The sequence below is a fragment of the Streptococcus ovuberis genome (assembly GCF_012396585.1).
GTDB lineage: Bacteria > Bacillota > Bacilli > Lactobacillales > Streptococcaceae > Streptococcus > Streptococcus ovuberis.
Map to the genome: position 1 here is coordinate 55937 of NZ_JAAXPR010000006.1, position 14013 is coordinate 69949.

The window sequence follows — 14013 nt, forward strand, 5'->3', positions numbered from 1 at the left end:
TTAGTTTACTAAACTAAAATAAAATAAGTTTATTTTTTATTAAAAACGCTTGCAAGAAAATCGTGTGGGTTTTAAAATAAGCTTGTAAAATCCTTTCAGTCAGAAAGGGATGGTTTAGAATAACGGAATACCTAAGCGCTATAGAAAGTATAGAAGGGAGTAGTTGTCAATCTTTGTGTGGGGTATTTCAGTAAGGAGAATGTCTAAAAGTGAATTTATTAGATTTAAAACGTAAAGCTATTGAGCTTCGAAAAGATTTTGTGACCATGATCTACGAGGCAGGAGCAGGCCATGTAGGATCGGACTTGTCTTGTACTGATATTTTAGTCAGTCTTTATTATCACCAACTTCATGTTGATCCAACTAATCCAGAAGCCCCTGAACGGGACCGCTACATCCAAAGTAAGGGGCATGCTGTTGAGATCCTTTGGGCTATTTTAGCGGATAAGGGGTTTATTGAAAAGGAAGAATTAAAAACCTTCTCTCAATTTGATTCACGCCTATTAGGGCATCCGAATAATCTTGTTGATGGGATTGAGATGAACACAGGTTCATTAGGGCATGGCTTGTCTGTTTCCGTCGGGAGTGCTTTGGCAGCTAAATTAGATGGGGCTAGCTATCAGACTTATACGCTGATGGGGGATGGTGAATTGGCCGAAGGCTCTGTTTGGGAAGCAGCGATGGCGGCTGCTCAATATAAGCTGGATAATTTGACAGCTATTATTGACCGCAATGGACTTCAAATTACTGGGTCTACGGAAGATGTCATGGGACTAAAAGATCTTCATGGCAAATGGGAAGCTTTCGGTTGGCATGTGGTTGATGTGGCAGATGGCAATGACATCGAGCAATTATTAGCTGCATATAATGACAAGATTGAAGGTAAACCAATGGTTATTATTGCGAATACCTTAAAAGGAAAAGGAGTATCTGCGGCAGAAGGAATGGCAAGTTGGCATCACCATGCTCTTAATCACGAAGAGTATGAGGCGGCAATTGCTGACCTAGATCGAGCGTTGGAGGAGTTAGGAAATGGCAAATAAGATAGCCAACAGAGCAGTAATGTGTGATGTTTTAGTAGAAGCAGGCCAAACTAATAAAGATATTGTGGTCCTAACCAGTGACTCAAGAGGGTCGGCTTCTCTTGTCAAATTTGGGGAGACCCTACCTGAACAACACATAGAAGTCGGAATCGCTGAGCAAAATATAGTGGGTGTGGCAGCTGGATTAGCTCTCAACGGGAAACGTCCTTTTGTAGCATCGCCCGCATGTTTTCTTAGTATGCGAAGCATTGAGCAAGTTAAAGTTGACGTGGCTTATTCTAACCAGAACGTGAAATTGGTCGGAATTAGCGGGGGCGTCAGCTACGGTGCTCTGGGAATGAGTCACCATTCCCTTCAAGATATTGCGGTGACGCGGGCCATTCCAAATTTAGAAGTTATTATTCCGGCAGACCGTCATGAAACAAAAGCAGTTTTTGAATACTTAGTCAAGTCAGACAAGCCAGCCTACATTCGTCTTGGCCGAAATCCAGTTGAAGATTGCTTCACAGCTGATAATGTTGTTTTTGAAATTGGGAAAGCGCGTGAGATGGTATCGGGAGATGACATCACGATTGCAGCAGTTGGCGAAACGGTCCGAGTGGCTATGGATGCTGCGGAAAACTTGGCAAATGAGGGGATAAAAGCACGGGTTCTCAATTTTGCAAGTTTAAAACCATTTGATACAGAGGCTGTAAAAAAAGCAATCACAGAGACAGCAGGTATTGTGTCTGTTGAAGAACATAGTTCGCATGGAGGGCTCGGAGAGGCAATTGCATCGGTTGTTGCGCAAGAAGGTCGTGGTATTTTAAAAATAATGGCGTTGCCAGACGATCACATTGTCACTGGGACAACCGCAGAAGTTTTCAATCACTATGGTATATCGGTTGACGGTATCAGTCAATCTGTTAAAGAACTTTTAAAAAGGTAGGTAAAAAATGGATAAAGTAACTTTAGGATTTGCTCCAACACGTCGCAATTTGTTTAGTGCAGATGCAGCTATTGAGTATGCTAATTACACCCGCGAAAAATTAGATGAATGGGCTATTGATTACATTGATATCAAGGATATTAATGAAGATGGGTTGATTTTTGATGATGCTAGTGTCAACGCTGCTGCTGAAAAATTTAAGGCTGCAGGAATTGATGGCCTCTTTATCGCTAACGAAAACTTTGGCACAGAATACGCAGTTGCACGCTTGGCAAAACAGCTTGATGTGCCTGTCTTGCTCTGGGGCCCGAAAGATGAAACGCCAGCCGAAGACGGTTCTCGTCTGCGTGACAGTCAGTGTGGCCTTTTTGCCATCGGAAAAGTGTTGCGCCGTTTCAAGGTACCTTTTACCTATATCAAGAACTCTGATGTGGACGACCCTGCGTTTGAACGTGGTGTGAAAGATTTTGTTAAGGTTTGTAATGTTGTCAAAACCTTTAAAAACACCCGTATTTTACAAGTTGGTCCTCGTCCATTTGACTTCTGGACGGTTATCTGCAATGAGGGAGAGTTGTTGGAACGATTCAACATCGACTTATCACCAGTTCCAATCCGTGAATTGGTCAATGAAATCAATCGTGTTAAGGCTGAAGAAGCTGAAACAGTAAAATCGGTCGAAGACTGGTTCCATACACATACAGAGGTTCAAATTACAGCAGATGAATTGACCATGGTTGCTGCTTTAAAAGTAGCTCTTGAAAATTTGTGCAAGTTTTACGGTTGTAATGCGGGTGTCATTCAGTGTTGGACAGCTCTTCAAGAAGAAATCGGTATTTTACCTTATGCATCCTTATCTCTTTTGCAAGAAGAAGGCATTCCATTTGTCTGTGAAACAGATGTTCATGGGGCAATCTCAGAACTTCTAGTAGAAGCTGCATCTATGGGAGAGCATCGCGCGATATTTGCTGATGTGAACTGTCGCCACCCAGAAAATCCAAATGGTGAATTGCTCCAACATTTAGGGGTGTTTGCTTATCAAACAGCTGAAACCAAACCAATTTTGCCACCACGTCATTTTGTCTTTGATTATCCTGGTTCTGTTGGCTTCCTAGCTAAGAAAACAGATTATACCTTGTGTCGCTTTGATGGGGATAATGGAGAGTATTCTTTATTGATTGGTAACGCCAAGGGCATTGACGGCCCATACAACCAAGGGACCTACTGTTATGTCGAATTTGACAATTTGAACCGTTTAGAATCGCACTTAGTGTATGGCCCTTACATCCATCACGTGGCAGCCATTCAGTCTGATGTCGTTCCAGTGCTTTATGAAGCTTGTAAATATCTGGGAATCAAAGCAGACCTCTACGATCCAATCGAAGATGAAGTGAAGGCGTACTTGGCTGGGGATGATGCAACCTACTTCCGTCCCGCTCGAGGCTAAGCCTATGACTTATGTGATAGGGATTGATCAAAGCACTCAGGGAACGAAGGTACTCCTTTTTGATCAAGAAGGAAATATTGTAAAGAAGGTCAGCAAATCACATCAGCAATTAGTCAACGAAAAAGGTTGGGTGTCTCATGATCCATTAGAGATTTATAACAATGTGTTATCTCTTGTTCGAGAAATCGTTGTTGGGATTGATAAAACTGAAATAAAAACCGTTGGAATCACCAATCAAAGAGAGACTGCCTTGGTCTGGAATAGAAAGACAGGGTTGCCAGTCGAGAATGCCATTGTCTGGCAATGTGCCCGAGCCAAGGAGATAACAGATAGCTTCAATATTTCTCAGGCTTCTATGGTCAAACGAAAAACAGGTTTGCCCTTGTCACCTTATTTTTCAGCGGCTAAATACGCTTGGATTCTGAGACAGATGGATGAATTGCCCGAAGAGTTAGCTTGTGGAACAGTAGATTCATGGTTGGTCTATCAATTAACCAAAGGGGAGTCTTTCGTTACAGATGTTTCCAATGCTAGTCGGACACAGTTAATGAATTTAACGACCTTATCGTGGGACGAAGAACTTTGTCACCTCTTTGACATCTCAAGGTCTTACCTCCCTGACATTAAGCCATCTGACAGTCATTTTGGTTGGACAGACTTTGATGGAATTCTTCCTGCTACGATTCCTATTCATGCCGTGATCGGGGATTCTCATGCAGCACTTTTTGCCCACAAAGGTGAGCAACCAGGAGCTATCAAGGCAACATATGGAACAGGTTCCTCTATTATGATGAATATTGGAACAGAGGTCAGTATGATCCCTAACCATCTTGCAGTCTCGGTTGGTTGGCAGTCTCAAGGAATATGTCATTATGTTCTTGAGGGGAATGTTAATTACTCAGGAGCTGTCATTACTTGGTTACAAGAACAGGTGGGGCTGATAAAATCAACGGATGAATTAGAAGACCTGGTTGCACAAGCTAGACCAGAAGACCAAACCTACCTTATTCCAGCTTTTTCGGGATTGGGGGCACCCTATTTTAGAGATGATATCACCGCTTCCTTTGTAGGAATGACCCGCATAACTGGTCGTGCTGAACTGGCTAAAGCAACTTTGGAAAGCATCGCCTATCAGATCAACGCTGTGATTAGCGCAATGAAGGATGTTTCCAATTTACCGATTAAACAAATTAGTGTGGATGGTGGTCCAACTAAAAATCAGTACCTCATGCAATTTCAAAGTAATTTGACTAATGCAGAGATTGCCATTGCCACTATTGAGGAGGCCTCTTGCACAGGCGTCGCTTATATGGCAGGGATATCTTGTGGAGCTTATTCAGAACATATTCTTGACCAATTGAGTAGCCATCGAATTTCTCCTGAACCTTCCTTTGCTTCTATTCGTTTGGAAAAGCTGGCAGGTTGGAACCAGGTCGTTAATCGTTTGTTATAGTTTTTAGTGCCAAAGCGTAATAGAGTGAGCAGACTAACCTCACGGGAGTCTGTTCCATTCTATTACGCTTTTTGAGCATGGCGGGCGGATGAGCGATTTAATGGAATAGAACATCCAGTGTCACCGCTTTAAACTTTTTGAAGACTCACATAGAATTTATACTACTGTTATCTAATCGGTATTGTGCAGGTGTCATCCCATAGCGTGCTTTAAAGAGTTTATAGTACTGATTCAAGTTTGAAAACCCTGAATCGATAGCGATATCTTGTATAGAAACAGAAGAATGGAGCAAGGGAATCAAGCTGACTTCGAGCTTTTTGGAATGAAGCAATTGTTTAAATGTTAAGCCAGTAGTTTGCTTGACAAGTTGGCTAAAGTAACTGCTATTATAGCCAAATTGTTTGGCACACTCAGATAGTGTTGCTGTCAAGTAATGATGGTCGATGAAACTTAAAATATCTAACGTGAGTTGTTGTTTATTGCTATCTTCACTGATACCGTTAGCTTCTACAGAGAAAGAGTTGACCAATTCTAAAAGAATGAGTTGCAAAAAATGACTGGATACTTGCGTGTGGTATTGTGTTGGGAAATACGTTTCATGGAGTAGCTGCTGGAATAGAAGGTGTAGGTAATTAGTGTTGGTGCTACGAAAGATAAGGTATTGATTGTGGTGACGACTTTCGGAGATTGCTTGAAAGAGAAATTGAGATAAGGCTGAAAAGTTTTGGGAGAGATTCAAAAAGTGTTGCTTAAAATACTCTTGGGTGACATTGATGCTGATAATAATATCTTCTAGACCAACTTCGCTAGCTTCATGACTAGTGTTGGTATCAATGATGATTAAATCCCCTTGATTAAGCGTAATTGTTTTTTCATTCACTTTGTGTTGCCCTGTTCTTTTATAAACGTAATTTATTTCAATGACATCTGTGACATGTTCTGGTACAGGCACGAATCGACTTTGTTTTCTTATATAAAAGGGAGCAATCTTTTCAAGAGGAAAATTTTTATAGGAAAAATGGTAGATGGCTCTATTTTGAATAGTTGTCATTGGATGTTTGTAATAATCAGGAACATCATTTTCAAGATAGCGTTTTTCGCTATCGGTCAATGCATACAACTGTTTCTCTAATTGCTCGAAGTTCATTGAATACTCCTGAAAAAATGATAGTTAATTTCTAATGATTTGATAGTTCTATTTTAACATGAAAACGCTATAATCATTATTAAGTCAATGAATTATTTTCTTAGTTTACTAAACAAAAAAATGATAGGGGGATTTATGAAATATTTTGAGAGAAAATTAGGTCAAAATGGTGCATATGCGAAATACTATTTTCAAGAACCTAGCCATGAAATCGACTTACAGCGTAAGTACCCAACGATCGTGGTTTGTCCGGGTGGTGCTTACTTTTGGACCTCATTTCGAGAAGATGAACAAGTGGCGTTACGCTTCTTAGCGGAAGGGTTCCATGTTGTTGTGGTTCATTATGCAACAGAAGGTCAGGCAGCTTATGCTAGTGATAATCCTGATGAACTTCCTAAAAATCCAGTATCTGTTTTTCCAAATCCTCTTGTTGAATTAGCAACAGCAGTTGCTTATTTGAGAGAAAATGCAGAGACCTACAATGTTGACGAGGACTTTATCGTCGTCTCTGGCTATTCTGCTGGAGGAAATCTAGCGGGTCAATTGGCGACTATGTGGCATGAAGAATGGCTAGAAGAAAAAGTTGGAAAGAAAAAAGACCTGTACCGTCCAACGCACGCGATGCTTGGTTATGCTGCACTAGATTTTAATGCTTCGGGTGAGCAAGAAGGTCGTCTCAATAAAGTAGCATTAGCTGCGACAGGTCATCTGCACGGTAATAAAGAAATCAGTGAGGCGATGAATCCGATTAGCCACGTTTCGGATAAAACCCCACCGTGCTTTATCTGGCACACACGTGAGGATGTCCTTGTTCCTGCTAATAATGCGCTTCGGTTTGCCTTAGAACTTGAAAAACAGGGTGTCGCTTATGAGGTACATGTTTTTGATAAAGGAAAACATGGTCTAGTATTAGGTGATTTACGGACAGGAATCAAGGCAAGTAATAAAAATGCGCAAGTCTATAAATGGGTTGATTTATTCCTCGAATGGTTGTATCCCATAAAGACAGATCGTGGTGGTTTTTACCAGTCTATAGACGGTTAGTAAAAGGAGAAAATGATGTTTCAAGTCGCAAAAGGGCAGCGCTATTTTACACGAGACAGTAGACCTATCTTTTATCTAGCAGATACTTGTTGGAGTGCTTTTACGAATATCTCAGAAGAGGATTGGGAATATTATTTAAATTATCGTCGTGAGCAAGGCTTTAATGTTATCCAAGTGAATATGCTGTGGCAATGGGATGCAAGCAGTTCACGTCTAGATGTTTTACCTTTTCATCAATTGGACAATGGGCATTTTGATTTTTCTTGCCCTAATAAGGATTATTTTGATAGAGCGGAACGGATGATAGCTAAAGCTTATGAGAAAGGGATCACAATAGCTCTTGTCTTACTCTGGGCCAATTATGTTCCAGATACGTGGGCTAGTCAAATGAATATCAGGCAAGTTGGTTTGTTTCCCAAAGAGTGTATTGAGGATTACGTGACAGATGTCGTTTCGCGTTATGACCAATATAACCCCCTTTATATCATTAGTGGGGATACTGATTTTCAGACTCAAGAAGTTATTGAAGATTATTATGGCAAGGCGCTAAAGAAAGTAAAGGAATTGTCGCCAGATGCTTTGACAGCAATGCATATTAGAGGACGTTACAAGGAGATTCCGGATTACTTTTTGAAGGATGAATCCATTGATTTTTATATGTACCAATCTGGGCACAATCAACAATTTCAAGAAACTGCTTATACTCTGGCGGACTACTTTTATCAGAAGATGCCAATTAAGCCTGTTATCAATTCAGAACCTTGCTATGAATTGATGGGATATAGTCGACGTGAATATGGACGCTTTGATCGGAGAGATGTGAGGAAAATTGCTTGGCAAAGTGTTCTGTCAGGTGCGCATGCAGGAATCACCTATGGTGCACATGGGATCTGGAGCTGGCATGATGAGAGTCTTGTTTTTGACTCGTCCATTGGTGAGGCTTTTGAAACGCCTTATGATTGGCGGGATGCTTTAAAATTTGAAGGGGCCTTTGATTATGGTTTTGTAAGACATTTTTTTGAATCAGAAGACTTATTTGATATCGCTCCAGCACAGCACTTGTTACTTAATGGGAAGTCAAATACTGAAGGAATGCTACAGTCTAGCGAATTTCAAAAATCCGTGTCTACAGAGATAAGGGTGGCAGAAAATGATAGCTTAATCCTTGTATACATTCCATCAAATATTCAAGTCAAGCTTTTTGGAGATTACAGTAAGCAGAGTGCTTATTACCTGGATCTGGACAAAAATAGGAGAGCGGAAGCGACTGGTGTATTCAATTCAGAAAAGAATCAAACCACTTTTAAGATGTCGCGCTTTGTCCAGGATACCTTATTAGTTATCAGTAAAAAAATCTAAAAAATTGATAGTCTTTTTCTAAAACAGAGGTAGTTACAATGAGTTGGAAAACGATTACAATTAAAGTATCATAAAAAAGGGGAAGGCTTATGACAAACGAAACATTAGCTCAAAATATCCTAGATCTCGTTGGAGGTCCAGAAAATGTGACACGTGCTACACACTGTGCAACTCGCCTAAGGCTTGTTCTAAAAGATGAAAGTAAGGTTCAAAAAGAGGCGATTGACGGCTTAGAAAAAGTCAATGGAAGCGTCTTTGCGGGTGGGCAGTATCAAGTGATTATTGGTTTGACTGTTCCTGCAGTCCATGAGGCATTTTTAAAGGCTATGGGGACTCCAATGACAGATGTGGAAGCTCCATCTGAGAAAGAACAAGGGAATCTTTTTAATCGCTTTTTCAAGAGTATTGTAGGGATTATGACACCCACATTTGGCATTATGGGGGCGGCTGGTATCTTGAAAGGATTACTGGCCCTTGCAGTTGCTATGAAACTCTTGCAACCAACGGATGGGGCCTATCAAATTTGGTACGCTGTGGCACAAAGTTTCTTTTATTTTTTACCTATATGGGTTGGATTCAACGCCAGTAAGGTGTTTGGTGGCAGTCAATTTATAGGTGCAGCGCTTGGTGCTTCCCTCGTGTTTCCCGACATCATTGCCTTACAGACTGCTGGTGAGAGCATTTCCTTCTTTGGTATCCCAGTTGTTCTGGTCAACTATACGCAGTCTCTGTTTCCTGCGATGGTTGCGGCTTTTGTAGCAGCTAAAATCGAAAAATTCTTGCTAAAAGAATTCATGAAACAGTCAGTTGGATGTTTACACCGCTCATGACTATAGTGATTACAGCGCCTTTGGCTTTCTTGGTTTTGGGTCCTGTCATGACACAATTATCAAACGGTTTAGCTACTATTGTGATGGCTATCTATAATTTCAGTCCGATTCTTTTTGGAATTATTGGAGGTGCTTTTTGGCAAGTAGTTGTTATTTTTGGATTGCATTATGCTTTTATTCCTGTACTCATTAATAATATTACGAATCTTGGACAAGATCCTATTAATGCTGTTTTCCAGGTCACAGTATTTGCTTTAGCTGGTGCCGCTATTGGGTTTGCATTGAAGACCAAAAATGCGAAAAATAAATCTATGGGCTATTCCGTTGGTATTACAGGATTGATTGGTATCACAGAACCGATTATCTACAGCGTAGCTCTTCCGTATCGTCGTCAATTCGTTTATGCCTTTATTTCAGGAGGAATGGCTGGTGCCATCCAAGCCTTTGCGAATGCTAAAATCTACGGTTTCGGAAATGGTGGATTGATGGCATTTCCATTATTCATTGACCCACAAACCAACAGCTTGCACAGCATGTATTCCTTTATAATTGCAGCAGCAGTAGCATTCTTTGTTCCAATTATTTTGAACTTTGTTTTGGGAACTGGTGAAGATTGAGACTCCCGATTCTTATCGCCACATGGCGCTTTTCTAGAGAGCAGAATAGAGCCAGTAGAGGCCGCTCAAAATATTTGGATAGAGTTTGTATCCTCGACCTGAGAACCTTAAACAGTCAGGGGAGTGACTGTTTGAGGGTAGCGAGTTAGCAAACAACTGATGGTTCATCCGTTAGGCTAGAAGTGATAAATTCAACTATCATTTCATTCTCATGTATGGGAGACAATCTTAGACAGCTTCAACTAAAACCTAAAAATCACACTGTTCGGCTTAATCTTGATGGTTTTCAAGACGAGGCTGACAGTGTGATTTTCGTTTGGAGTCACAACTTTTCTCAGGAAGAGTTGAAGAGTTATGGATTAATTTGGTTTTGGCAGGGCGCCTACAACTTGATGAGGCTTGTAAGGTTCGTCTAAGTAAGCCATCTCTTCTGGGGTCAGGCTGACAGCAAAAGCGCCCATAAAGTCATCCAAATAGGCTTCTTTAGTGACACCGACAATAGGGGAATGAATCCCTTTTTGCCAGAGCCAAGCTAGAGCTACTTGGCTGCGGGTGATGCCATGCCGCTCTGCTAGGGTAGCTACGCGTTCCACAATTGCCCGATCATCGTCTTCGGTGCTATCGTATTTGGCTTTAGCGACAGCATCGGTTTTACTACGAGCGGTATCTGCTGTCCAGTCACGAACCACTCGACCGGCTGCTAATGGACTATAAGGGACCAGTGCGACGCCCGAATCTTGACAAAATGGCATCATCTCCCGCTCATCCTCACGGTAGAGGAGGTTATAGTGGTTTTGCATAACCGAAAACTTGGTCCACCCATATTTTTCAGCCACATATTGGGCTTTTTGGAATTGCCAGGCATACATAGCAGAAGCCCCTAAATAATGCACCTTACCAGCAACAACCAAATCATGAAGCGCAGCCATGGTTTCTTCGATAGGGGTGTGATAATCCCATCGGTGAATGTAGAGCAGGTCGATATAATCTGTTCCTAAACGTTTTAAACTGGCTTCAACTTGGTGGAAAATAGCCTTACGTGAAAGTCCAGTAGTATTACGTCCATCATCTTTGCCATCACCAAAGAACAGCTTGGTCGCGATGACGATCTGCTCTCGCTTAGCGAAATCTCTCAAAGCTCGGCCTAAATACTCCTCACTGGTCCCACCTGCATAAGTATTGGCTGTATCAAAAAAGTTAATGCCTAGATCCAGAGCTTTCTTAATCAGCTGACGACTGCGGTCTTCGTCTAGGAGCCAGCCTGAGTGAAATCCTTTGGAAGCATCTCCAAAACTCATACAACCAAGGCAAAGCTTTGAAACTTCTAACCCCGTTTGACCTAATCTTGTGTATTCCATGATAACCTACTTTCTATTTTTTTGATTTTTGATGACCATTAAGGCAAAGCTCCCTATTGCAAGGAAGCATAGAAAGAGTCCTTCTACCAAGTAAATGGATTTGACCTCTTTTAAGTGTAACATATTTTGAAGAACTTTAATGCTGACAGGTGCAAAGGCAGATCCGATGTTAAAGCCCATCAATAGGAGTGCTGTCCGACGCTCGCCACTACCATCTGAAACCTGATTAGCTAAATTCATCAAATAAGGGACAAAACTTCTAAAGGCTAGGCCGATCGCGATGTTAGATAGCAGGACTAAACTAAGGTTTCTGGTCAAGCCTAAACACAGTAAAGATACTCCCATACCGGTCAGGGCTACTGGCAGGAGCCACTGCTTAAACAGTTGGATACTTTTTCCAAAAAGTAAGCCGGCTGACATGGCCCCAAAGCCCATAAGAGCTAGTGCCAGACTAGCATCCTTAGCCGTTCCAAAACGACCTTCCAAAAGCAGAGCGGTCAGTTTAACAGAAACACTCATATAAACGGTAATGAGAATCATCAAAAGGACGATGAGCAGTAAAAATGCCTTGTCTATTTTAATCTTAGTGTGTTGCCTAGCTTCTACTGTCCTAGGGCTACCAATATTAGGTACAAAGAAACTAAAGAGTAAAAGGACTGGCAAGATGATGAGGTAAACCCAAAGCGTCTGGCGCCATCCGCCTGCAATCAGTTGGGCTACCAAAAGTGAGGTCACGATGCCACCGATTCCCTCAAAAGCTGATTGAAATCCAATCATGCTGGAAAGTTCATTTCCCTTGTATAGATGCGAGGAAAAACTAAAGAGCAAGGGGTTAAACAGGCCGATACCGATACCGAAGGTCACCCGACTGATAAATAACCAAATAAAAGAGCTTGTTAACATAGGGGCAAAGCCGCTAACCAGGGTGATCACCAATCCGAGTTGGACCGTTTGTTTGTACCCCAGTTTTTCTGCCAAGTGTGGGCTAAAGGAAACCGTCAACATGGTAAAGAGGGCGGGTAGAGTAGATAAAAGCTCTACTAGGGTACTGTTGATCTTACTGTATTCCTGGGTAATTTCAGGTAAAGAAGGTAAGAGTACTCCGGAAGAGAGCACGATCACAGAAACCAATAAAAGAGAGAGTTTTTGAAGTCTGGCAGTCATAATTTACATTCCTTTTTGAGATTCCATAGAGAATAGAACCATCCGCTGATGGATGCAGGCGAGAGAAAGTTTGGACTCTGTTGGAGGAGGGATAGCTCCATAGAGCTACTTGTGTCCTGAGGAAGTCTGGCTAGTGACTCTTTCCTGCTTTTTTTCTGTTATTTGACCTTTAGATAGCTTTTCTCAATCTAAGTCTTCACCATTACTTTTGATGACTTTCTGGTACCAGTAGAAGGATTTTTTAGGAGTTCGTTTGAGGGTTCCTCGACCTTCATCGTCTTGATCCACGTAAATAAAACCGTATCGTTTGCTCATCTGGCCTGTCGAAGCGGCTGTCAGATCCAAAATTCCCCAAGTCGTGTAACCCAATAGCTCAATACCATCAATTTCTACCGCATCTTTAAAGGCTTTGATGTGTTGACGTGTATAGTCAATACGGTAATCATCAGCCACATAACCATTCGCATCCGGTGTATCCATGGCACCTAGTCCGTTTTCGACAATGAACAGAGGTTTTTGGTAACGGTTGTAAAGCATATTGAGGGAGCTTCGCAGGCCAAGTGGATCAATTTGCCACCCCCATTGTGTAGACCTTAGATTAGGGTTTTTGATGGATTTGAACAAATTCCCTGTCGTTGTTGCATAGTCGTCTTCAAAGGCTGAAACTGTCCGTGAAGAATAGTAAGAAAATGATACGAAATCAACAGGATTTTCGCTCAGATCGATCAAATCTTGCTCAGTCATCTGAATATTAAGCCCTTCACGCTCTATTTTTTTGAGGGCATAGCGGGGATAATATCCTCTGGCTTGTACATCAATGAAGAAGTATTCGCCATTGTCTCGATGAATGGCTTCTAAATAATCTTCTGGTCGACAGGTATAGGGATAGTGACTGCCTCCAGCTAACATACACCCTACCTTATTTTCTGGGTCAATGGTATGCGCCGCCTTGGTTGCAAGAGCCGAAGCTACTAGCTGATGATGAGCAGCCTGATAGGTTAGCTCGGTTACATTGTCACCTTCTTTAAAAACCAAGCCACCACCGACAAAGGGCTGATGGAGGAGAATGTTAATTTCATTGATGGTTAACCAGTACTTGACTAGGCCCTGATAGCGTTTGAAGACGGTTGTCGCATAGTTGACATAAGCCGCTACCATCCGACGATCTCGCCATGCTCCGTATTGCTTAATGAGGGCAAGAGGGACATCAAAGTGAGCTAGCGTTACTAAGGGTTCAATACCTTTGGCCTTGAGTTTTTTGAAAATAGCCTCATAGAAACGCAGTCCCTCTTCATTGGCTTCCCCCTCTCCATCAGGGAAAATACGTGTCCAAGATAGGGACATGCGGTAAGTCTTGAGCCCCATTTCAGCCAAAAGATCGATATCCTGCAAGTAATGGGTGTACATATCAATTGCCTCTTCCGATGGGTAAAAATAAGTGTCACGGCGGTCTAAATTGGATAGCCGGCCTTTGGCAATAGCTAGTCGATCGTCGTCTAGAGGTAAAAGATCAACGTTGTTCAGACCACGACCGCCTCTGTTCATACCGCCTTCGGCTTGATTAGCAGCTGTCGCTCCTCCCCATAAAAAATTGTCTGGTAAAACCATTTGTGTCTCCTTATATAG

Annotated in this window: 12 protein-coding genes; 8 read left to right on the top strand and 4 right to left on the bottom strand. The window is 41.9% G+C overall.

The window, feature by feature from the left end; genetic code table 11:
• The first annotated feature begins 209 nt into the window (after positions 1-209).
• The 4 genes from HF992_RS04965 to HF992_RS04980 are packed head-to-tail and all read left to right on the top strand — an operon-like array spanning position 210 to position 4868.
• Positions 210-1043, top strand: coding sequence for a 1-deoxy-D-xylulose-5-phosphate synthase N-terminal domain-containing protein (locus HF992_RS04965; protein ID WP_168548953.1), 834 nt, complete (start codon positions 210-212; stop codon positions 1041-1043).
• On the top strand, positions 1033-1971 hold the full coding sequence (locus HF992_RS04970) for a transketolase family protein (protein WP_168548954.1): 939 nt from the start codon (positions 1033-1035) through the stop codon (positions 1969-1971). The genes HF992_RS04965 and HF992_RS04970 overlap by 11 nt, the downstream gene beginning before the upstream one ends.
• Positions 1972-1978: 7 nt before the next feature.
• A complete protein-coding gene (locus tag HF992_RS04975) occupies positions 1979-3415 on the top strand; it encodes an L-fucose/L-arabinose isomerase family protein (RefSeq protein WP_168548955.1) in 1437 nt (478 codons plus the stop codon).
• A 4-nt stretch (positions 3416-3419) separates the two neighbouring features.
• Positions 3420-4868, top strand: a complete 1449-nt coding sequence (locus HF992_RS04980) for an FGGY-family carbohydrate kinase (RefSeq protein ID WP_168548956.1) — start codon at positions 3420-3422, stop codon at positions 4866-4868.
• Positions 4869-5013: 145 nt separating this feature from the next.
• On the opposite strand, the gene HF992_RS04985 is transcribed toward HF992_RS04980, so the two are convergent.
• Positions 5014-6015 carry an AraC family transcriptional regulator gene (locus tag HF992_RS04985; RefSeq protein ID WP_168548957.1) on the bottom strand — a complete coding sequence of 334 codons (1002 nt, stop codon included), beginning with the start codon at positions 6013-6015 and terminating at the stop codon, positions 5014-5016.
• 135 nt (positions 6016-6150) lie between these two features.
• Here HF992_RS04985 and HF992_RS04990 point away from each other — a divergent pair, with 135 nt between their 5' ends.
• From HF992_RS04990 to HF992_RS05005, 4 genes are all read left to right on the top strand, one after another.
• Positions 6151-7059, top strand: coding sequence for an alpha/beta hydrolase (locus HF992_RS04990; protein ID WP_168548958.1), 909 nt, complete (start codon positions 6151-6153; stop codon positions 7057-7059).
• Positions 7060-7074: 15 nt separating this feature from the next.
• Positions 7075-8418, top strand: coding sequence for a glycoside hydrolase family 140 protein (locus HF992_RS04995; protein ID WP_168548959.1), 1344 nt, complete (start codon positions 7075-7077; stop codon positions 8416-8418).
• An 89-nt stretch (positions 8419-8507) separates the two neighbouring features.
• On the top strand, positions 8508-9248 hold the full coding sequence (locus HF992_RS05000; protein WP_168548960.1) for a PTS transporter subunit EIIB: 741 nt from the start codon (positions 8508-8510) through the stop codon (positions 9246-9248).
• Positions 9245-9865 (top strand): PTS transporter subunit EIIC, encoded by a 621-nt coding sequence (locus HF992_RS05005; protein WP_168548961.1) that lies wholly within the window; start codon positions 9245-9247, stop codon positions 9863-9865. Before HF992_RS05000 ends, HF992_RS05005 begins: the two co-directional genes overlap by 4 nt.
• A gap of 359 nt (positions 9866-10224) precedes the next feature.
• On the opposite strand, the gene HF992_RS05010 is transcribed toward HF992_RS05005, so the two are convergent.
• From HF992_RS05010 to HF992_RS05020, 3 genes are all read right to left on the bottom strand, one after another.
• On the bottom strand, positions 10225-11223 hold the full coding sequence (locus HF992_RS05010) for an aldo/keto reductase (RefSeq protein WP_168548962.1): 999 nt from the start codon (positions 11221-11223) through the stop codon (positions 10225-10227).
• A 6-nt stretch (positions 11224-11229) separates the two neighbouring features.
• On the bottom strand, positions 11230-12387 hold the full coding sequence (locus HF992_RS05015; RefSeq protein ID WP_168548963.1) for an MFS transporter: 1158 nt from the start codon (positions 12385-12387) through the stop codon (positions 11230-11232).
• A 183-nt stretch (positions 12388-12570) separates the two neighbouring features.
• Entirely contained in the window at positions 12571-13995 is a 1425-nt protein-coding gene (locus HF992_RS05020) for a 6-phospho-beta-glucosidase (protein WP_168548964.1), read from the bottom strand.
• Between the last annotated feature and the right edge of the window lie 18 nt (positions 13996-14013).

Bases quoted from the DNA above. Each gene is read 5' to 3' on its own strand.
- HF992_RS04970 (WP_168548954.1), top strand. From the start codon at position 1,033: ATGGCAAATAAGATAGCCAACAGAGCAGTAATGTGTGATGTTTTAGTA.
- HF992_RS04975 (WP_168548955.1), top strand. From the start codon at position 1,979: ATGGATAAAGTAACTTTAGGATTTGCTCCAACACGTCGCAATTTGTTT.
- HF992_RS04980 (WP_168548956.1), top strand. From the start codon at position 3,420: ATGACTTATGTGATAGGGATTGATCAAAGCACTCAGGGAACGAAGGTA.
- HF992_RS04985 (WP_168548957.1), bottom strand. From the start codon at position 6,015: ATGAACTTCGAGCAATTAGAGAAACAGTTGTATGCATTGACCGATAGC.
- HF992_RS04990 (WP_168548958.1), top strand. From the start codon at position 6,151: ATGAAATATTTTGAGAGAAAATTAGGTCAAAATGGTGCATATGCGAAA.
- HF992_RS04995 (WP_168548959.1), top strand. From the start codon at position 7,075: ATGTTTCAAGTCGCAAAAGGGCAGCGCTATTTTACACGAGACAGTAGA.
- HF992_RS05000 (WP_168548960.1), top strand. From the start codon at position 8,508: ATGACAAACGAAACATTAGCTCAAAATATCCTAGATCTCGTTGGAGGT.
- HF992_RS05005 (WP_168548961.1), top strand. From the start codon at position 9,245: ATGACTATAGTGATTACAGCGCCTTTGGCTTTCTTGGTTTTGGGTCCT.
- HF992_RS05010 (WP_168548962.1), bottom strand. From the start codon at position 11,223: ATGGAATACACAAGATTAGGTCAAACGGGGTTAGAAGTTTCAAAGCTT.
- HF992_RS05015 (WP_168548963.1), bottom strand. From the start codon at position 12,387: ATGACTGCCAGACTTCAAAAACTCTCTCTTTTATTGGTTTCTGTGATC.
- HF992_RS05020 (WP_168548964.1), bottom strand. From the start codon at position 13,995: ATGGTTTTACCAGACAATTTTTTATGGGGAGGAGCGACAGCTGCTAAT.